This window comes from Nocardia sp. NPDC004711, assembly GCF_053601595.1.
On record NZ_JBSGCB010000033.1, the window covers coordinates 90,284 to 110,168 of the forward strand.

18 protein-coding genes and 1 pseudogene are annotated in these 19,885 nt (G+C 66.9%); 5 read left to right on the plus strand and 14 right to left on the minus strand.

The genetic code is table 11. The annotated features are described in order from the left end of the window. Nucleotides 1–29 precede the first annotated feature (29 nt). Both ACWEKS_RS30345 and ACWEKS_RS30350 read left to right on the plus strand, forming a co-directional pair. Nucleotides 30–1,274, plus strand: coding sequence for a cytochrome P450 (locus tag ACWEKS_RS30345; protein ID WP_452343253.1), 1,245 nt, complete (start codon nt 30–32; stop codon nt 1,272–1,274). 97 nt (nt 1,275–1,371) lie between these two features. After that, nucleotides 1,372–1,518 carry a DUF1059 domain-containing protein gene (locus tag ACWEKS_RS30350; RefSeq protein WP_354845559.1) on the plus strand — a complete coding sequence of 49 codons (147 nt, stop codon included), beginning with the start codon at nt 1,372–1,374 and terminating at the stop codon, nt 1,516–1,518. A 114-nt stretch (nt 1,519–1,632) separates the two neighbouring features. On the opposite strand, the gene ACWEKS_RS30355 is transcribed toward ACWEKS_RS30350, so the two are convergent. The 12 genes from ACWEKS_RS30355 to ACWEKS_RS30410 all read right to left on the minus strand — a co-directional run bounded on the left by ACWEKS_RS30355 (nt 1,633) and on the right by ACWEKS_RS30410 (nt 13,378). After that, complete coding sequence (locus ACWEKS_RS30355) at nt 1,633–2,238, minus strand: hypothetical protein (RefSeq protein ID WP_452343254.1); 606 nt, start codon at nt 2,236–2,238, stop codon at nt 1,633–1,635. 46 nt (nt 2,239–2,284) lie between these two features. Further along, entirely contained in the window at nt 2,285–3,238 is a 954-nt protein-coding gene (locus ACWEKS_RS30360) for an MlaD family protein (protein WP_452343255.1), read from the minus strand. Then, nucleotides 3,235–4,335, minus strand: coding sequence for an MlaD family protein (locus tag ACWEKS_RS30365; protein ID WP_452343256.1), 1,101 nt, complete (start codon nt 4,333–4,335; stop codon nt 3,235–3,237). Before ACWEKS_RS30365 ends, ACWEKS_RS30360 begins: the two co-directional genes overlap by 4 nt. Further along, complete coding sequence (locus ACWEKS_RS30370; RefSeq protein WP_452343257.1) at nt 4,332–5,438, minus strand: MlaD family protein; 1,107 nt, start codon at nt 5,436–5,438, stop codon at nt 4,332–4,334. Before ACWEKS_RS30370 ends, ACWEKS_RS30365 begins: the two co-directional genes overlap by 4 nt. Then, entirely contained in the window at nt 5,432–6,466 is a 1,035-nt protein-coding gene (locus tag ACWEKS_RS30375; RefSeq protein ID WP_452343258.1) for an MlaD family protein, read from the minus strand. Before ACWEKS_RS30375 ends, ACWEKS_RS30370 begins: the two co-directional genes overlap by 7 nt. After that, nucleotides 6,454–7,458: an MlaD family protein gene (locus ACWEKS_RS30380; protein WP_452343259.1), complete on the minus strand. Its 1,005-nt coding sequence runs from the start codon at nt 7,456–7,458 to the stop codon at nt 6,454–6,456. Before ACWEKS_RS30380 ends, ACWEKS_RS30375 begins: the two co-directional genes overlap by 13 nt. Further along, entirely contained in the window at nt 7,458–8,513 is a 1,056-nt protein-coding gene (locus ACWEKS_RS30385) for an MlaD family protein (protein WP_452343260.1), read from the minus strand. Before ACWEKS_RS30385 ends, ACWEKS_RS30380 begins: the two co-directional genes overlap by 1 nt. A 4-nt stretch (nt 8,514–8,517) precedes the next feature. Further along, nucleotides 8,518–9,375, minus strand: a complete 858-nt coding sequence (locus ACWEKS_RS30390; RefSeq protein WP_452343261.1) for an ABC transporter permease — start codon at nt 9,373–9,375, stop codon at nt 8,518–8,520. Then, a complete protein-coding gene (locus ACWEKS_RS30395) occupies nt 9,372–10,229 on the minus strand; it encodes an MlaE family ABC transporter permease (protein ID WP_452343262.1) in 858 nt (285 codons plus the stop codon). Before ACWEKS_RS30395 ends, ACWEKS_RS30390 begins: the two co-directional genes overlap by 4 nt. Nucleotides 10,230–10,431: 202 nt before the next feature. Continuing rightward, on the minus strand, nt 10,432–11,541 hold the full coding sequence (locus ACWEKS_RS30400; protein WP_452343263.1) for a serine hydrolase domain-containing protein: 1,110 nt from the start codon (nt 11,539–11,541) through the stop codon (nt 10,432–10,434). Between the two features lie 50 nt (nt 11,542–11,591). Beyond that, a complete protein-coding gene (locus ACWEKS_RS30405) occupies nt 11,592–12,452 on the minus strand; it encodes a helix-turn-helix domain-containing protein (RefSeq protein WP_452343264.1) in 861 nt (286 codons plus the stop codon). 83 nt (nt 12,453–12,535) lie between these two features. Continuing rightward, nucleotides 12,536–13,378 (minus strand): acyl-CoA thioesterase, encoded by an 843-nt coding sequence (locus ACWEKS_RS30410; protein WP_452343265.1) that lies wholly within the window; start codon nt 13,376–13,378, stop codon nt 12,536–12,538. 404 nt (nt 13,379–13,782) lie between these two features. Between ACWEKS_RS30410 and ACWEKS_RS30415 the strand changes: the two genes are divergently transcribed. Continuing rightward, nucleotides 13,783–14,844 (plus strand): alginate lyase family protein, encoded by a 1,062-nt coding sequence (locus ACWEKS_RS30415; protein ID WP_452343266.1) that lies wholly within the window; start codon nt 13,783–13,785, stop codon nt 14,842–14,844. A 202-nt stretch (nt 14,845–15,046) separates the two neighbouring features. Next, nucleotides 15,047–15,949 (plus strand): alpha/beta hydrolase family esterase, encoded by a 903-nt coding sequence (locus ACWEKS_RS30420; protein ID WP_452343267.1) that lies wholly within the window; start codon nt 15,047–15,049, stop codon nt 15,947–15,949. A gap of 432 nt (nt 15,950–16,381) precedes the next feature. Here the strand turns inward: ACWEKS_RS30420 and ACWEKS_RS30425 are convergent. Both ACWEKS_RS30425 and ACWEKS_RS30430 read right to left on the minus strand, forming a co-directional pair. Continuing rightward, nucleotides 16,382–17,421: pseudogene (locus ACWEKS_RS30425) on the minus strand (3-keto-5-aminohexanoate cleavage protein); the annotation flags it as partial. Between the two features lie 88 nt (nt 17,422–17,509). Further along, nucleotides 17,510–18,274, minus strand: coding sequence for a carboxymuconolactone decarboxylase family protein (locus ACWEKS_RS30430; RefSeq protein ID WP_452343268.1), 765 nt, complete (start codon nt 18,272–18,274; stop codon nt 17,510–17,512). A 609-nt stretch (nt 18,275–18,883) separates the two neighbouring features. Between ACWEKS_RS30430 and ACWEKS_RS30435 the strand changes: the two genes are divergently transcribed. Beyond that, nucleotides 18,884–19,615 carry an alpha/beta fold hydrolase gene (locus ACWEKS_RS30435; protein ID WP_452343269.1) on the plus strand — a complete coding sequence of 244 codons (732 nt, stop codon included), beginning with the start codon at nt 18,884–18,886 and terminating at the stop codon, nt 19,613–19,615. Nucleotides 19,616–19,885: the final 270 nt, after the last annotated feature.

Sequence of the window (19,885 nt, forward strand, 5' to 3'; positions counted from 1 at the left end):
CAATGATGCCGGCCCCTCAGGAGGCAGCCGTGTCCGCGCCGTCCATTCCCCCCGGATTCGATTTCACCGATCCGGCGCTGTGGGAGACCCGAAACCCCGTCGCAGAATTCGCCAGGCTGCGCCGCACCGCCCCGGTGTGGTGGAACCCGCAGACCGACGCCCAGTCCGGCGGATTCCGCGACGGCGGCTACTGGGTGGTCACCAAACACGAGGACATCAAGGAGATCTCGCGCAACGCGGAGCTGTTCTCCGCCCGGTCCAAGGGCGCGGTGATCCGCCTGCCCGGCGAGATCACGCCCGAGCAGATCGAGCTCACCGGCGCGCTGTTGCTGAACATGGATCCGCCCAAGCACACCAAGATCCGGCGCATCATCTCGAAGGGCTTCAGCCCGCGCGCGATCGAGGGATTGCGCGGCGCACTGGCCGAGCGGGCGGCCGCGATCGTGCGCGCGGCACGGGAGACCGGCGGTGGCGACTTCGTCGAGCAGGTGGCGTGCGAGCTGCCGTTGCAGGCGATCGCCGAATTGCTGGGCGTGCCACAGGAGGACCGGCGCAAACTGTTCGACTGGTCCAATCAGATGCTCAACTACGATGACCCGGAATACGGGGACAACACCAGCACGACCTCGTCGACCATCGCGTCGATGGAGATCCTCGGTTACGCCTGGACCATGGCCGAGCAGCGCCGCGCCGATCCGCTCGACGATATCGTCAGCCGGCTCGTGCACGCCGATCTCGACGGGGAAGCCCTGGGATCGGACGAATTCGGCTTCTTCGTCATCCTTCTGGCGGTGGCGGGCAACGAGACCACCCGCAATGCCATCACCCACGGGATGAAGGCGTTCATCGATCACCCCGAGCAATGGGAGCTCTACCGCCGGCAGCGCCCGCGCACCGCGCCCGACGAGATCGTGCGCTGGGCGACGCCGGTGACCGCGTTCCAGCGCACCGCCACCGCCGACACCGAACTGGGCGGGCAGCCGATCCGGCGGGGCCAGCGGCTCGGATTGTTCTACAGCTCCGCCAATTTCGACGAGGACGCCTTCGACGACCCGTACCGGTTCGACATTCTCCGCGACCCCAATCCGCATCTGGCCTTCGGCGGCACCGGCGCGCACTACTGTGTCGGCGCGAATCTCGCCCGGCTGGAGATCGATCTGATGTTCAATGCCATCGCCGACGCGATGCCCGACCTGTCCGAGGTCGCCGCGCCCGAGCGGCTGCGGTCGGGGTGGATCAACGGCATCAAGCACTGGCGGGTCCGGTACGAGTAGCCGGGCCGCCGTATCGCCGGAGAGATCGCCCGGTGCATACTCGATCGGCGAGGATCGGACGAGAAGCTGTCCCCCGCAATCACATTGGGAGTAGATGATGAAGACCCGCCTGAGCTGCCCCTGCGGCGAATACATTCGCGGCGAGAACGAGGACGACCTGGTCGAGAAGACCCAGGCCCACCTCGCCGAGCGGCACCCCGATCACGACTATTCCCGCGACGAGATCCTCTTCCTCGCGTACTGATCGCGCATTCGGGGAAGTAGCTCATCAGGGCCCGGGGCGCGCCCAGGCGTGGCTCGCCTTCGCCGAGATCCTCGAGAGCGGTCGGCCCGGCTCCGAATGAGCCGGGCTCCCCCACTACTTCGACGGCAACGCGTTCTGCAGGCCGCCCACGTCGGTGATCTTCCATCCCGAATTGCGGTCGACGGTCAGCGAATACGTGACGGTGGTCTGGGCGCCGTCGGGAGTCTGCGCGCTCGTGGACGTCACCGTGAGGTAGGCGTTGACCTTGTAGATTCCGCCGGATTCGGAGATCACGGCCGCGGACAGGGGCGCTGCCTTGGAGCTCCACTGCAGCGGCAGCAGAATCTGTTCGAGTTGCGGTGCGGTGGCGTCGAATTTGGCCGAGAGTTGCGGCGTCGTGCCGGATTGCAGGCGGCCGATCCAGCCCTTCACGTCGTGATAGTCGATGGTGGAGGCACCCAGCGAGTAGTCCGTCGCGATCTGTTCGGCGTGCCGGTCGTCTGCCGCCTTCCCGTCACGGTCGGCGAGAGTGGATCTGGCCGACCAGTACAGCGATGCGAACGTCACCGCTACGGCGGTGAGCAGTGCGATACCGGCGCTGACCAGGACCGTCGACAATCGTATCGACACCGTCCGCGGCGCAGCCGCGCGATCGCCGGAAGCTGGTGAACTGCTTTCCGTTTCGGCCGAGGCGGGTGCTTCATCGGTGAGTGCGCTCATGGTTGTGTCCTTCCGCCCGCGCGGTGATGCCCGACGGTGTCTGTGTTCATTTGATGGCGATCCGGAGATGCACTGCGCCGTCCTCACCGACGCCCTGCAGGGCCTGGTCGATCAACGCGCTGATATCGATGGCGGGTGCGCGACCGACCGCGTCACGCATCGGTTCGAGCACCGGCGCCAGCGGCGCGATGGCGGGACCGATCTTGTCCAGCAGCGCGTTCAGATCGGTGAGGAACGGGACGAGCCCGTCGCCGGTGAAGTAGTCGGGGACCGGCCGGCTTTCGGCCAGCAGTGAGCCCGAGGCGACGATCTGGTTCAGGGTGATGCCGAATTCGCCGAACTTCGGCCCGGCATCGGCGAGCGAGGGGCCGAGCCACTCCATATTGCCGCCGATGGCCTGCATGTCGGCGAACAGCTGCCGCAGGGCGGCGGTGCGGCTGAGCAGCGCGGCGGCGAGCAGGGTCGTCGATCGCTGCAGGGTCTGCACGGCCGCGTCCGTTCCGGCCAGCGCGGTATCGAAGGTGCCGACCAGGCGCGAAATCGACTCGGGATGAACCTGATTCAGCAGCTCCACCACCCGAGTGGACAGAGCCGTGATCGTCATCGGCGTCCTGATCCGGTCGGCCGCGATGGTCTGACCGTTCTGGAGATACGGCCCGGCGGCGGTACCGGGCGCGAATTCGATGTAGGGCTCGCCCAGCGCCGAGAGCTGTTCGATGCGCACATCGCCGGCCACGGGGATGCGGTACCGGTCGTCGATGCGCAGCCGAACCAGCACACCGGCGGGCTGCTTGCGAACCGACTCGGCGCGCCCCACCTGGATGCCCGACAGCAGGACGGGCGTATTCGGCCCCACACCACCCGAATCGGGCAGATGCATCTCGGCGACGATGAACGACCGCCGCGGATCCAGGTGGAGGACGCCCACCGACATGTAGCCGACGCCGAGGACCAGCACCGCGGCGATCGCCGAGAGCGACACTGCCGCACGCAGATTCATCGGACCACACCGATCATCCGGAGGGTGTCGAGAATCCGGCCGGTCTGCTCATCGGGTGACATCGCGGAACCCGCAGCAGGGTCGACGGCGACCTGGACCAGATCGACCTTCGGGCCCCGGTCGACGAAGGGAATGATCCGGTTCTGGATGAGATCCACCAGCCGCTTCATATTGGACGGGGAATCGGTGTCGAGCGGGTGCGCGCCGAAGAGCACGGGCACCACCGCCCGCACACTGCCGTCGAGCGATTGCAGCAGCGGCGCCAGCCATTTCGCGGCGGGTGCGAGCGGGTCCAGCGAGGTGAGCACGAAGATCACGCCGATCTCCGCGTTCACCGCATCGGTGGTGTGCTGCACGCCGTACGGGGTGAGCAGATCGTCGAGCACGGGTGCGTTCTTCCGTAATCCGTCCTCCACCGTCGCCTGCAGGCCGTCGAGCACCGTGTCGATCGAACCCAGGTGATCACCCAGATCCGAAAGATCCGAGCCCAGGATCCCGGCGATGCGCGCCGTGTCCGCCGGATCCTTGGGGAGTATCGCGTTCGCCTGGCGGACGATGCTCTGCATATCCGACACCGCACCGCTGCCCACGAAGGTGGACAGGCCCGCGAGAATGTCCTCGATGGAGGCCGATTGGGTGGTGTTCGCGAGCGGGATCGTCGCGCCCACCGCCAGCTCACCCCCGGCCGGCGCGGCCGGTTCGGTGAGCGCGATGTGCACATCGCCGAGCGGAGTGTCCTGTCGCAGTTCTGCCGTGGTGCCCATCGGCAGTCGCACCGAGGTCCGGATGGCGATGTCGGCGATGGCGTATCCCCGGCGGGCGGGCCGGTCCGCAGCGGCGGCCACGGGGTCGACGAGCGTCACCCGGGTCAGCTGTCCCACCCGGACGCCGTCAGCGATCACTTTGGCGCCCTGGGGAAGATTGAGCACGTTGGCGAATTCGATGTGCAGCGCATAGGTTGGGCCACCCACTCCGGCGCCGGGGACGGGCAGGTCCGCGGGCTGGAAGCCGCACCCGACGGCGCAAGCCACGGTGAGCGCTGCGACCACCGACCGCGCCACGCGGCGTGACGCCTTGCTTGCGCGCCCGGCCGTCATCGCGCACCCGCCGCGGCCAGCAGCGCGGGCAGGGCGGGCACCGTCACCACGCCGCCGGAGTTCCGGCACTCCTGACCGGTGAGTGCCCGCACGGCGGTGCAGATCTGATCCGTGTCCTGTTGCGCGAGCGCGAGTTTCGGCGGTGCGTAGCCGATGGTCGGCTTGCCGGACACCGGGTCGACAGCACTAGCGAACCCGTCCGCCACCGCGGGCGCCATCCGGATCACGTCCGCCAGCGAGCCGACCCCGGACGCGATCCGGTGCGGCAGGTCGGGAATCGACTCCAGTGCGCGCAGCGCGGGCGACCCCAGCATCATGAGCGCGTCGTTGGCCTGTGGCAGGACCTCCGCCAGCGCGGCGACGAGATCGATGATGGGCGGGAACGCGATCGTGTCGATATCACCGAAGGTCTGCGGCAAGCCGGTCACGGTGTCCTGCACCCGATCCCATCCGCCGCGGGCGCGATGCGCGAGTTCGGTGAGCGCGTCCAGCAGCTTGCCGAGATGGCCGATCGCCGCATCGGGCGCCTGCAGCGCCCGGGACAGCGCGAGCAGGATGGCGTTGATCTGGTCACCGGTGCCCGCGGTGGCGTTGTCCAGCGCGTCCAGCCCGTCGGCGAGGGCGGAGCGCTGACTCGGGTCCCGGGTGCCGTCGAGCTTGTCGACCAGGCCCGCGAGGGCCGCGAAGGTCTCCGAAAGGCTCTTGGGTGTCAGGGTTTTGGTGATGCAGTGGTCTGCGTCCCAGCCTGGCCCCGCGGGTTCGGTGCCGATCAGGGCCAGCTTCCGATCGGCGACCAGGGTGTCGCTGACCGTGACCGCGCCGACCTCCGGCGGCAGTTTGCGATCGGCCCGTATCTCGAATCGCACGCGTGCCGAGGTGCCGACGGGCCGGATGTCGGTGACCCGGCCGACCGGCACGCCCATGATGGTGACCGCGCTGCCCTGGTACAGGCCGATGCTGTCGGGCATGTCGGCGCAGTAGCCGCGCAGCTGCGGATGCGGTCGGCTCAGTTTCAGGCCGATGGCGGCGGCCAATACGAGGGTCACGACCACCGTGGCCGACATCAGCCCGCGCGAGGCCAGGATTCTCCTCACCGTCAACATCCCCCTCCCGGAACGGGTACGCACACCGCCGAAACCGCGAGCGTGGCGGCGGACTGGTCGACGCTCACGCCGCCGCCGGCGGGCAGCAGCGGAAGCAGACGTTGTTCGAAGCCGCGCAGGGAATCCACCAGTGCGCCCAGCCGGCCGCCGAGTTCCGACAGCTTCGGGATCGCGTCGGCGAGCGGTTGCGCCCGCTGTTTCAGCGACACGTCCCACGCTCGGCCCAGCGGGGTCAGATCACGCAACACCGCGGCCAGATCCCGCAGCGCCTGAGCCACCTGCACCTTGTTGTTCTGGACGATCGTCTCGAGGGTGCCCAGTGTGGTCAGCAGCCGCGCCAGCACATCCGAATTCTGGTGCAGCGCGGTCAGATACTCGTCGGCGAGGGACAGGGTGCGGGAGATGGCGGCGTTCTGTTTGTCCAGGACCTCCACCAGATCCCCGGCCGCACGGACGGCGACGCGGACCGAGTCCGGGTTCGCGCCGATCGACTGGCCCACGGCGGCGAGATCCTGCCGCAGGACGTCGCCGTCGATCCGCTGGACCGGTTGTATCGCGTCCTGGAAAGCCTGAGTGAGGTTGTAGGGCACGATGACTCGATCAGGCGGTATCACCGACGACCCGAGTGGCTTGCCCCCGGCGGGTTCGACCGCGACGTAGTAGCCGCCGACGACCGTCAGCATGCGGATGTCGAGGGTGGTCTGATCGCCGAGGAACGCCCGCTCCGAGACGGTGAACTCCATGCGGACCCGATCCGCCAGCAGGGTCAGCGATTTCACCTTGCCGACCGGAATGCCCGCGATTCGGACATCGTCGCCGGGCCGGACGGCACCGGCCTGGGTCATCTCCGCCGTATAGGTTCGTTCCGGGGAGGTCCCGGAGATGTAGACGGCGCTGATCGCGATCACCAGCACGACCGCGGCGCAGATGCCGGCGATCCCCCAACGAAGGTCGCGGGCGGACTCTCCCACCGGCGCGCGGTGCGGGTCGTGCGGGGTGCGTCGCCGCCACGAAATCATCTGTGGCATAGGACGATCCTTTGTCCGGCGATCAGCATGCGCAGGGGTTCGGGTGCGGTGGCAGCGCCGTGTGAGCAGGTCATGGCGGCTTCCGGGCCGGTCGCCGGGACGGCCGCCGTCATTGCCTGGATCAGGCCGGGCAGGCGGTCGAAGACCGCTACCGCCTCCCGAGGATCCGGGAACGCCTGTTTCAGCACGGCGTCCAGGTCGTGATCGGGGGCGCCGGTGACGCCCAGCACGGTCAGCATGCTCCGAAGTGGTTGCAGCACCGGGGGAATCTGGTCGGAGAAGCTGACCAGACCGGGCAGCTTGTCGCTGATGGTGACGAACAGGTCGGTGAGGTTCGTCAGCAGTTTCATCGCATTGCCCGATCTGCCGCCGAGGTGATCGGAGATCTGCGACAGGTTGGCCACCAGGGTCGAGAGCACCGCCTGCCGGTCCGAGGCGTAGTGGCTCAGCTTCTCGATGGCGCCCAGCGCCGGTCCGAGCCCGGTCCCGTCACCCTGGATGACGGCGAGCATGCCGGCGCCGAACTGGTTCAGGTCCTCCGGTGACAGTTGCGCCAGCACCGGTTGCAGGCCCTTGAACAGGGTCGTGATGTCGAAAGCGGGGACGGTCTCCGCGGTGCCGAAGACCATTGCCGGATTCCGGTGTGCGCCGGGCCGATCCGGCTGTTCGATGTCGAGATAGCGGAATCCGGTGAGGTTCTGGTACCGGATGGCGATTTTGCTGTTGACGAACAGCGGGTGGGCGCGGGTGACGCTGAACCGCACCCGCGCCAGCGTGCCGTCCAGCCCGACGTCGCGGACCTTGCCGACCTGAACGCCGTAGAGGCGCACGTCGTCACCGGGGCGCAGACCGTTCGCATCGGTGAACAGTGCTGTGTAGGAGTCGGTTTCGCCGCTGACGGGTCGTTCGACGACGCGGAACACGCCCGCCAGCACCACACCCATCAGCGCGGTTGCGAGGGCCACGCGCAGTAGCAGGGCACGGGTGGACATCAGCGGCCTCCCGTCACCGGGTGCGAGCCGAGGACCGCCGCGAGCGGCGTCGCCAAACCGGGCACGCCCGTCAGTTCCACGGATGCGTTCAGCACCGGTCCATCCGGTGTGTCGTGGAACGCCGCGCCGAGCCGGGTGAGCAGTTCGGTGAGCTCGCTCGCGGTGCGGTCCGGCGTGCTGATCGACGCGGACACCTGGTCGAGAATCGTTGTGCCGATGGGCAACAGGCCGGAGAAGTAGCGCTGCGAGGTGCCGAGCAGGGTCGTGGCGGTAGGCAGCAGATCGGTGCGGATGCCGGAGAACATGGCGCCGAATCGGGCCAGCTGTTCCGGGGAGGCGAGCTGCTTGTTCACATAGCTCGCCTCCAGGACGGCCAGACCGCCGGTCAGCATGGGCGGCAGTCCCGCCAGTGCCGAGCCGAATCGGTCGAACAGCAGCGACGGCGGCAGCTGCTGGGTTTCGGCGAACGCCCGGGCGGTGGCGCCGATGGCCTGCAACAGCGGGGTGAACGCGCTGAGGTCGTGTGCGACGGTGCGCAGCAACTCGGTCAGCTGCGGTGTGAGCACGGTGCCGGTCAGTTTGCCGGTGGACTTCAGCAGGGTCGCCAGCGTCGCGTCCCGGACCCGATCGGCCGTCCCGGTCAGATCCACGGTCATCCCGTCGGTGAGCACCGTGCCGCCCGTCGCCGAGTGCAGGTCCAGGGCGCTGATACCGAACAGGTTGCCCGGCGCGTAGTCGACGTTCACCGCGTCGGTGAGGCCGAACAGCTGGGAACCGGTCAGGCTCAACATGATTCGCTGGCGACCACGCCCGGCGACGTCGATGGCGCCGACCGATCCGACGCGCACGCCGTCGAGCCGCACATCGGTCCCGTGCCCGACGCCCGCGCCGACCTGGCTCACCACCAACGCCACATGGATCTCGTCGGCCGGTGCGGATACCGGCCACGCTTGCCGGCCGATGCCGGTGCACACGGCGAGCACGAGCGCGCACACGCCGAATATCCGCGCCCGGCGCGGGCCGACTTCGGTTCCGGGCAGTGCATAAGGTGGCATGGCGTCACCCGGTGAAGGAGATGGGCGAGCGGAAACCCCACAGCACGATGGTGGCGACCATGTCGAGGGCGATGATCGACACCAGGCTCGCCCGGATCGCGCGCCCCGAGCCGATCCCGACGCCCTCGGGCCCGCCGGTGGCGAAAAACCCTTGGTAGCAGTGGATCAACACAACCGCCACCGCGAACAGCATCACCTTGATGGTCGCGGCGATCACGTCCCAGCCGGCGACGAACTGATCGAAGTAATGGTCGTAGGTGCCCGAGGGCGTGCTGTGGACGGTGGTCACGATCACCTCGCACGAGAAGTAGCTGAGTATCAGGGCGACGACGAATGCCGGTGCGACGGCGATGATTCCGGCGACGACCCGGGTGGTCACCACGAACGGCACCGACCGGATGCCGAGCGATTCGAGAGCGTCGATCTCCTCGGAGATGCGCATCGAGCCGATCTCCGCGGTCATCCGGCACCCGGCCTGCGCCGCGAAGCCGACGCCCGCGGCGATCGGCGCGAGCTCGCGCGTCACCCCGAACGCCGAGATGAGGCCGCTGAGCTGGCCGAGGGACAGCAGATTCAGGGCGCTGAAGGCCTCGATGCCGATGGACGCGCCCATCGCCGCACCCAGCAGCAGCATCAGCGGCACCACACCGCCGCCGATGATCACCGAGCCGCGTCCCCAGGTCATGTCGGTGATCACCGCGATCGTCTCGCGCCGGTAGTGGACCAGCGTGTACGGCAGCGACGCGAGCACCTGCCAGCCGAAACCCAGTGCGAAACCGATGGATTCGATCGGGTGCAGCGGATGTACGAGACCGCGGCGGGCCCACCGCGATCCGGCCGGGAGGTAGGACGCCGCCATCACGCCATCCTCACCGGGAAGAACATGGTGACCACCTGGGTGATCGCGGTGTTCAGCACCGCGACCGCCGCCACCGACATCACGACCGCGGCATTCACCCCGTCCGCGACACCGCGCGGGCCGCCCTTGGCCTCGAGCCCGCGCTGACAGGCGATCACCACCACCAGCAGCCCGAAGATCAGGGCCTTGGCCAGCGACACCCAGATGTCGATGGGTGTGGTGAAGGCGCCGAACGATTGCCAGTAGCTGCCCGGAGTGACATCGAGCGCGGCCACCGCCACGGCGAATCCCGAGGCGATGCCGATGCACACGATCAGCACATTGAGCAGCGGGGCGACCAGCATCATCGCGGCGATGCGCGGAACAACCAGGCGCTGAATGGGATCCACGCCCATGACCCGCATCGCATCGACCTCCTCGCGAATGGTCCGCGCCCCGAGATCGGCCGCGATCGCGGCCGCGCCCGCACCACCGAGCAGCATCGCGGCGGCCATCGGCGCACCCTGCTTGATCACCCCGAGCCCACCGGCCGCGCCGATCATCGAGTCGGCGCCCAGCTGCGAGACGATATTGCCGACCTGCGCGGAGACGATGACCCCGAACGGAATCGCCATCAGCACGCTGGGAATGGCGGTCACCCGGATCAAAAACCAAGCCTGCGTGAGCGTTTCGTGCACTGGGAAGCGCAGCCGCACGACATCGATGACACCGATGCGGATCGCGCCGACGCCGATCCGCAATGCGCGCCCCAGTGTGGCCAGGCTCGACAGCACGGTCTCGGCGAAGTTCCGGCGCAGTACCCGCGCCACGGTCATCCCCTCGGCATCCGGCCGCACCGGCATCTCAGCCGTCGACATCGAACCTCCTCGTACGACCGGTCTTTCAACCCTCGAGGGCAAGCCGGACGCCGCGCGCCGACCCCCGCCCCACGGCCGTGTGATCAACCTCGATCTGTGCGCGGGTGACGCTACCATATGAAATGGACCACATTCCAGACACTGGTCTAGAAATGTGCTCGCTCACCAAGCCAGGCGGATTCTGTCGCTGCGGGACACGCTGCTACGCGAGCGCCCGGTGGATAAACGCTTGCAGGGCAGCGTCGATGGGATGGGGCTGCGGCGCGACGGCGGGACGGTTCCAGCGTTGGAGGTTCACAGCGGCGGAGAGTTGGCGGGTGCCGTCGACGCTGGTCATCGAGATTGCGCCGCCGCCCCAGACGGAGCCGTCGTGGCCCCAGCAGGTAGCGGGGCCGGGGGCCGGCAGCGTTTGGAGGCCGAGACCGTAGTCGAGGGTCTTTCCCTCGAACGAGATGACCGGAACGGTGCGCTGCATCTCCGCCAGGGCTGGGCGGCTGATGATTTCACCGGCGAGCAGTAGGCCGAAGAAGTGGTTCAGGTCCGCGACGGTGGAGATCAGTGACGCCGACGGTCCGACCCACGACATGTCGAAAACGCTGTAGTCACGCGGCGGTTCGATCATGCCGAACCACGACTCGTAGTGCAGGGAGTGGGGACCGTCGATGTGCGGTCCGGCCGGGAGTTCGGTGTCGCGCAGCCCGGCACGCTCGATGATGTCGCTGGTGATGCACTTCTCGGCCGAGGTGCCGGTGACCGACTCCAGAAGTTCGCACAGCAGAAGGTAATTGGTGTTCGAGTAGATCCCCGGGGTGCCGCCCGGGGCTCCGGTGGGGGGCGCCGAGACACCCATCTCGATCAGCTCGGTCGGGTGGAAGCGGGTGAATCGGTTGTCGTCCAGGCTGTCCGGCGTCGTCCGCGCCAGGTCCGGAAAGGCCGCGAGTGACGGGTAGGCATGGGGCAGGTATTCGGCGAGGCCGCTGGTGTGGTTGAGCAACATCCGTACCGTGATCGCCGCACCCCGATCCCCGGGAACCAGACGGGGTAGGTAGCGGCCGATCGGTGCGTCGAGCTCGATCTCACCGTTGTCGACCTGCCGCAGTACGGCGGCGGCGGTGAACGTCTTGGTGATGCTGCCGACGCGGTGGCGCATATCGCTCGTGACGGGCCGGCCGGTTGCGACGTCGGCGACTCCGGCTGCGCCACACCAGATCTGGTCACCGGCGCGGACTTCCGCGAAGATTCCCGGCATGCCCGCACGGTGGACGGCGTCCAGGGCGGCCTGCAGCAGCGTGGAATCGAGGGTGGTGGTCACGACATGTGTCCTCTCGTTGTCGATGTCGATGGCCACCACTATCGGCCGGGCTACCCGGCCCGGTATTGGAAAAATTCTCCCCAGGCCCGGTACCGGTGCCGGGCGATGGCGGGCAGATAGTGTGCGGTGAGAGCCCTCGGGGTGTCGTTCGCGAAGATCGATACATCGCGGCACAGGTGAGCCTGATCGGTGTACCCGCACTCCGCCGCCACGTCGGCGGCGGGCCGGCCCGCCATCAGTTTGTCGACGGCATACCGGAATCGGGCCAGCATCGCCGCCCGCTTGGGAGTGAGTCCGATCTGGGACTCGAACCGCGACCCCAGCCGCTTGTGACTGCAGCCGAGCGATCGGGCGAGTTCGCCGATCCGCAAGCGGCCGTGCGCGGACTCGATTCGAAACCAGGCCTCGAGTACCTCCGGGTCCGGCGACCGATTCTGGGTGTCGCACTGTGCCAGAAACGATTTCGTCAGCGCGAAACGCTCGTCCCAGGCCGGGGCGGAGGCGAGCTGCTCGCGCAGTACCCGAACCCGCGGTCCCCAGAGATCCTCCAGCGCGACAACGCCGCAGCCCAAATCGAGTGGGGGAACACCCAACAGGGAGTATGCCTGTATCGGCGACAGGCGAATCTCGATACACGCGGCTCGTTCGCTGCGTACGCGCATGGCCGAGAGGGCGAGCCCGGCGGCGAACCCGTCGAGGGTTCGCCGGCCGATGACATCGTCGACAAGCACCGCGCCGGCACCGAAGCCGATCACCACGGTGACCGCCGTCGTCCCGGCAACCCGGAGGTCCAGTCCGGCCCTGCCCATATCGCGATAACCGATCATCGCGCCGCCCGGCCATCCGGCATCGTCCGGACCCGCGAAATCCCACCCCGTACCGGGCTCGTCACCGAAGTCCACAGCATCCACCCCGTCCAGGCTACAAACCCGGCGGACTCACCTCGGTTACGCGGGGTGGGCCCAGGTCGCGGCAGCAGGCTCGATGCGGGTAATCAGCCGGCCTGGCGCATCAGGCCCTGGGCGGAGACGGACGCCACCAGATCACCGGCCTGGGTGAAGATCTGGATCCGACCGAACATTCGGCCGCCACCGGCGAACGGGCTCTCGCAGTGCAGCAGCAGCCAGTCGTGCATCGTGAACGGCCGATGGAAGGTGACGGTCTGGGTGAGCATCGCGGACGCGCCGCGGCCGCCGCGGCGCGCGATCTCGGATTCCGAATACGGCCGCAACGCGACCGGGCCCAGGAAGCCCTCGCTGCCGTACGCCAGCAGCGCGCGACCGAGGCCGGGCAGATCCGGCGCCTTGTCACAGCGCATCCACACATCCAGGGCCGGCGGTCCCGAGAGCTCGGCCGCGAGCGCGTCCGCTCCGCCGAGTGTCCGCACCTCCCAGGGCAACAGCGCACACGGCAGCTCTTCGCACTCCTCCGGCCCCGGCACCCCCTCGGGCAGGTACGCACCGTGGCTGAGGAAGTCCGGCTCCTCCGCGCTGAGCATCGTCAGCACCCGCGCGTGCTCGCGCCCCTCCTGGGAGAACGAAACCTGGACCGTCCCCAGCGCCCGCCCCGACTGCACCACCTCGACCGCCACATCGACGTCCCGGTCGGCATACCCACCGCGTGGAAAGACGCCGTGCAGCGACTGCACGGCCATGTGCGGCACCGTCCGCTCCGCGGCAACCACGGCCTGCGCGAGCGTCTGACTCCCGAGCGTCGTCGGCAGCGTCGAGGTGACATTGCGAGCACGGAACCGACCCGCCCCGACCTCGGTCAGATCGAGGACATCGAGCAGATCGGCCAGGTCGACCACCGGCCACATATGCGTTCCACCAGCCATTGCGAAATATTTGCACACGCCGGAAAGCACACGATCGGCGATTCCCGATGAGCGGCATGGTGAAGTGTTCGAGCCGGTGGCGATCGCGACCGAGGTCACCCGCGCGACACGAGGGCCGGCTCGGTCATTCACCGTGGGCCGGAGGCGGCCGGGTGTACTGTCTTCGTGGTCGATCCAGGCGTGCCCACCGGGACCCGAACGGCCGAATTGTGTTGAATGCTGCCCTGATTGGGGATGTGGTGAGGTCGTCTCGCGTCAATCGTCAGGTCCGGTCCCTCCGGCTGGCGCTGACTGTCGTTGTGATCGCCGGCTCGCTCATCGGATGCGGATCGCCCTCGGGGACATCACATCCGGCGGAGACGTCGAGCGTTGTCGCCGACGCCGCGGGGTTCGTGCATCCGGGAGTGTTGGAGTCGCGGGGGCAGCTGGATTTCGTGCGGCAGCAGGTGCGGGCGCAGGCGCAGCCGTGGAAGGCGGCCTTCGACACGATGATGGCGAGCCAGTACGCGGGCCTCGGGTACGTGGCGAAGCCGCGGGCAGTAGTTGATTGCGGACCCTACGACCACCCCGACAACGGGTGCAGTGATGAGCGGCGCGACGCCGACGCCGCCTACACCAGTGCGCTGGCGTGGTATCTGACCGGTGACGAGCGCTATGCGCGGAAGTCGATTCAGGTCATGGATGCGTGGTCGGCGACGCTCACCGATCACACCGGCAGCAACGCCCCGCTACAAAGTGGATGGGCGGCCTCGGTGTGGACCCGCGCGGCCGAGATCGTCCGCTACACCTACTCCGGCAGCTGGCCGGATCTGGCTCGATTCCAGGACCTGCTGCGAAACGTATACCTGCCCAAGGTAATCACCGGCTCCACGTCGAACGGCAACTGGGAGTTGTCGATGATCGAGGCCACCCAGGGCATCGGCGTCTTCCTCGAGGATCACCACGCCTACGACACTGCGGCAACGATGTACCTCGATCGCGTCCCCGCCTATATCTACCTCACCTCGGACGGTCCACAACCGCGGATCTCGGTCCGCACCCACGCCTCCACCCCGGATCAGATCACCAAATACTGGTGGGGCCAATCGTCGCTCGTCGACGGCGTCGCACAGGAAACGTGCCGCGACTTCGCGCACACCGGATATGGCCTGTCAGCGATCGCCCACATCGCCGAAACCGGCCGCATCCAACAACACGACCTCTACCCCCAAGTAGCCGACCGCCTCCGCGCCGCCCTCGAACTACATTCGAAATACCAACTCGGACAACCGATGCCGACCTGGCTCTGCGGAGGGCAGCTACAACGCGAACTCGGCCCCGTCACCGAGGTCGCCTACAACGCCCTGCACAACCGAATGCACCTGGACCTCCCCGACACCGAGCGCCTCACCGACAAGCAACGCCCAGCCGGGCTGGACATGTTCTCCATGTGGGAAACCCTCACCCACGCCGACAATCCGGGCTGAGATACCGGAGCCGACCACGCGCTGACCGAACCGGCCGGCGCGGCTGCGTGGAAGATCAACGGGCAGAAGTCATCTGGGCCCCGACCGAACCTCGTCAGCGCGCGGTATAGCCGACGGGCGGGCGCGTTGAACCTTCGTCCACGCTTCAAAGCAGGACAGGTAAACTGCACAGTTAGGCTGTATATCTCACTACGGGGGATCGATGAAGACCGTGCACTTGCGCGTCGATGGACGGCGACGGTCGTTCGCGCTACGGCTACCCGCCGTGCCGCGTGCGGACTTACCGCTGGTGCTGGTTCTGCACGGGAACCGGTCGTCGGTACTCGGACCGCTCCAGCGCTTCGCCGATTCGATATCGCAGCGCACCAACGGATTTGGCGCGTGCACCGATCGGCATGGCATCGCGGTGGCCTATCCGGAGGCTTTCGGCGGAGCCTGGGCGGACGGCCGCGGTGTCACCACCGGTGACCGACATGCGGTGGACGACGTCGCCTTCCTACGGACAGTCGCCAAGTGGTGCGCCGATCACCACGGCACCAGACATGACGGATTGCTGTTGGCGGGCATCTCGAATGGCGCGTTCATGGCGCACCGGATGGCACTGGAGGCCTCCGAATCGGTTGCCGTGTTCGCCGCGATCGCGGGCGGGTTACCCGCCGAGTTGGCCGACCTGCAGCCGACCCACGCAGTCTCAGCGCTGCTGATCAACGGCACCGCCGATCGGGTGGTCCCGATCGAGGGCGGACACTCACGACGCCGCGGCCCGAATGGCGAACTCCGCGGACGGACCCTCTCACTTGCCGACACTGCTCGGCACTGGGCCGAAATCGATCGCTGCACCGCCGAGGAGACGGTCGAAGAACGGCCGGCAGGTTCGGTCCCCAATCATCTGGCGGTAACCCGGCGCGCCGTCGGCGGTGGCGTCGGCGGGACCCGCGTGGAGGCATGGACCATTCACGGCATGGGCCACACCTGGCCCGGCGCGCCCGCCCCCCGCATCCTCGAGCCAATGCTGGGCAAGACCCCACAAAACGTCGATGCAGCTGAAGAACTGTGCCACTTCGCCCTTCCCCTACTCATCCCGGCCGACGACCGCCGACTCTGAACACCAGCAGCCAGTCCGTTCGAGACATCTCATCGCTCCGTCCCCGCAGTCGGCGTATCGACAATCGTGAGACTCGCGGCGAACGTAAATGCACGCTGATGCCGCATACCGCGCTGAGCGAACCGGTCAGCGCGCGGCAGCCGAAGATCGACCGGCCGTGCCGATCCGGGGCCGGCCGAACGCACCATCATGCCGAATGCAGTGCACTCCACGGAAAGTTCCGTCGCTCGACTACCGACTCACCGACACCGGTATCACCGTTCCGGCGTTGCCGGTGATCGGCCCCGCAGCTGGCCTTCGAGATCGTGGCAGTGGAGCCAACGTCCCGAGTCACGAGAGTTAGAGGATGTCGCGTGGGTCGGTGGGACCGGCTGCGGCTGCTGCGTGCACTCTGCCTTCTTCTTCGAAGGTGTGGAAGCCCTCGTAGGTGAGGAAGCCGCGCTGGCCTTCGTCGCGGTTGGGGGTAGCCCGAGGTTGAACAGTGTCTCCTCGGCGGTGTTGTACCAGGTGCCGAGTTTGAGGATCTGCCGTGTCTGCTCGGGCGTCGCGATCGGTCGGCCGAGCTCCTCGGCGAAGCGCACCATCTTGCGGATCATTTCCACGGTGGTGAACCTCTGGCCCTTGACCGGGCCCCACAGGTTTTCTTCGATTCCGGCACGGACGTGCTGACCGAGCGCGATGCACATCGCTGAGATCGGATATACCAGCCGGAACACCGACTGGTAGGTGAAGCACGATCCCTGTGGAGCGCGGCGGATGAGTTCCATCAGGTCGAAGGGGTTCGAGCCGGCCGCGCCGCCGCCGACCATGCTGTAGAACCCATTGACCGGACCCATGTATAAGCCTTGCCGGATGAGTCGTTCGACGATCTCGAGGTTGTGCACGTGGGCCAGCGCGAAGTAGGGCTGAATGCGGTTTTCGCGTAGGCGTCTGAGGTTTTCGATGTAGAACTCCGGCGTGGCGTCGGCGACCATTTGCGAGTACTGCCACATGATGTGCGGATCGGCCATGTGGGTGCCCTCGATATCGTCGACGGTCAGCATCGAGGTGATGTCGTATTGACTGGAGCCGATGGCCACGGTGACCTGGTCGGGCTTGGGGTCCAGCTCGGTCAGCATGTGCCTGGTGTCATAGCTTTGCCATTTGGCGACGGCATCGCCCTCCGGAGCAAACGAGATGGAGCCGCCGACTTGCAACACCATGTCGGGCACGGCCTCGCGCAGCCGGCCGATCTGGGCGCTGTACTCGTCGAAGTTCTTGGAAATCTTGCCGGTTTTCGGGTCACGGACGTGGATGTGCAGCATGCGGGCGCCGGCCTCGAAGCAGTCGACGGCTTTCTGGACCTGCTCGTCCCAGGTCACCGGGATGTCGTCGGGATAGTCCGACGGCATCCACAACGGCCCGTAGGGGGCCGCGGTGATGATCAGCGGTGCCTGGTTCTCGGGGAGCAGTGATCGATCAGTGAAGTACATGTTCTCGCCTCCGAAGCTCTCGGTCGAGATACGTCAAATTCGCGGGTGATGATCGCTGTACTGCTATGTCCCATCCTATGGCCCGATTTCACTCATGCGACTCGACTCGAGACAGCTCATCGGCGAGGATCGCGGCACCGAGGTTGCATGCCTGCACTCCCTGGGCGACACAGAGTTTCAGGACTTCCATGATCTCCTGAGTCGTCGCGCCGGCGCCCAGCGCAGCCTTGATATGGCGTCGAATCCCGGGTGAGTACAGGTGTGTGAACGACGCATCCAGGGCGATGCTGAGAAGCTCGGTCTCTTTGGCGGACATGACCCCGCTGCGATAGATGCCGACAGCGGTCGCCATGAACTCGTCGGTCCATATGGGGTCGAGGTCGAAAAAGGGATTCCACGCCTCATTCCACTGTCCGGCAGCGCGCATCACATCACACGACGGAGTCGGCGGCCCGCCGGTTTCAGACACGGGTTCGCTCCCGCTGGCTTGTACCTGGTCGAGCAGGATCGGCGCGGCGACGCTGCACGAGTGGAGCGAGACCATGGTCGCGCACTTGATCACGAACAGGATCTCGGAGCGCGTCGCGCCGGCGGCAAGCGCGGCACGCATATGCCGCCGCGTCGCCTGCCCATCAAGATTGGTACACGCCACGGCCAACCCGACACTGACCAATTCGACGAACTTCCGGCTCAGGACCCCACTACGCCACGGATTGGTCGCCATCTTGTTGCACGCGTCGGCCCATGCTGGGTCCCACGTCCGCAACAGTGACAAGGCTGATGCATCCCAAGGACCGGCATCGGCCGCGGCAGCGTCCATCGGGTCGGGCATCGACATGTCGTCAGCGGACACAGGTCATCCTCCGTCTGATCGGCGCAGCTCATTGGATGGATCCATACGGTTGGCGATGACGCTTGCATGTAGGAGATTACGGCCACGGGCCAGGCACGATATGACCTGGATACACCGCGCTGACCGAAACGGCCCGCGCGAACCCTCAGAAGATCACCAGCCGAGTGTTGTACACCCGCTGCAATGCGCAGTCATGCCAGCCGAAACGTCCGCCTCTGCCGCAAACCGCGCTGACCGAACGCCAGCGCGGGGCATCGGAAGATCAACGGGCAGAGCGCCATACAGCCGCCGGCCGAACGCACCGTACTGCCGAATGTCGCGCACGGACGTATATCGGACACGATCTCGACTGCGAGCGCCGATTGCGAAGGATCCAGGCTCAACTACAGGTGGTAGTAGACATCGAGTGAGCTTGTTTGTAACCTCGTCCCGAGGCTTCGCACGGTGGAGTGCCGAGGCAGGTCGCGACTCCGAATCGCGTTGGGGAAGAACGAAAGGAGGGCGGAGAACGCGCATGAACGATGCAGCGAATACTTCGGCGACACCAGCGAGGCTCCGTAGGAGCGGTTCAGGTGAACCCCTTCTGCTGCTACACGCGTTCACGCAGACGTGGCATTGCTGGGATGGGGTGATCGACGAGCTGTCGAACGAGTTCGACATTCTCGCACCGACTCTCCCATTCCACTGGGAGGCCCTGTCGGCAACCGGCCGCTGACCGTTGCCGCAGGAGCCGACCATATCGAAACACTGATGGACGAGACTGGTTGGGAGACAGCGCACATCGCCGGCAACTCCCTGGGAGGGTGGATTGCGCTCGAGCTCGCCCAGCGTGGCCGAGCGCGCAGTGTGACTGCCATCGCCTCCGCGGGACTATGGTCGCGCGGCAGCCGCCACGCCGACCGGCTGCGGCGCAAGTTCCAGCTCGGCGCATACCTCGCACCACTGTCGAGGGGGTTCGCGAACCCGGCACTGGCCGCCATCGGCAAGGTCACCACGATGCGTACGTTCTGCCACCGGCCAGGACTTGTCGCGCCCGACCTGGCTGCGATCGTCATGCAATCGGCCGGATACTGCACCGCGCGAGACATCAACGCAATATGGCCGACCGACACAGCGCTGGAGATTCTCGACCGGATCACCACGCCGACCACAATCGTCTTCAGCGCCTGTGACCGCGTGATCCCGCCCTCGCGCTTCGGCGCACAACTGGTCACACCGTCAGCCAGCCGCCAGGTTGTCATGCTGCCCGATGTGGGACACGTACCGATGCTCGAGGCTCCGGACAGGGTAGCTGCCGAAATTCGCCGCACAGCAACAGAACCAGTGGTCGACGCAATTTGAAGTCACCGCGAGAACGTCCGCTACTGCCGCATACCGCGCTGACCAAGTAGGCCAGCGCCGGGCATCGAAAGATCAACCGGCCATGCTGATCTGAGCGCCCTGGACGTCCGCTACTGCCGATGATCGAGCACTCTGCGGGGCACGTACGCGCTGTCGCTTCCGAGAAGTTGTTCCCTCAAAATTTGAAGCATGCTCGTTTCATCATGGCCGTGAAGGCGTATCGTCCGTCTGGCAAGTTGTCACGAGCAAAGGTAGTCAAAATGACCCGAA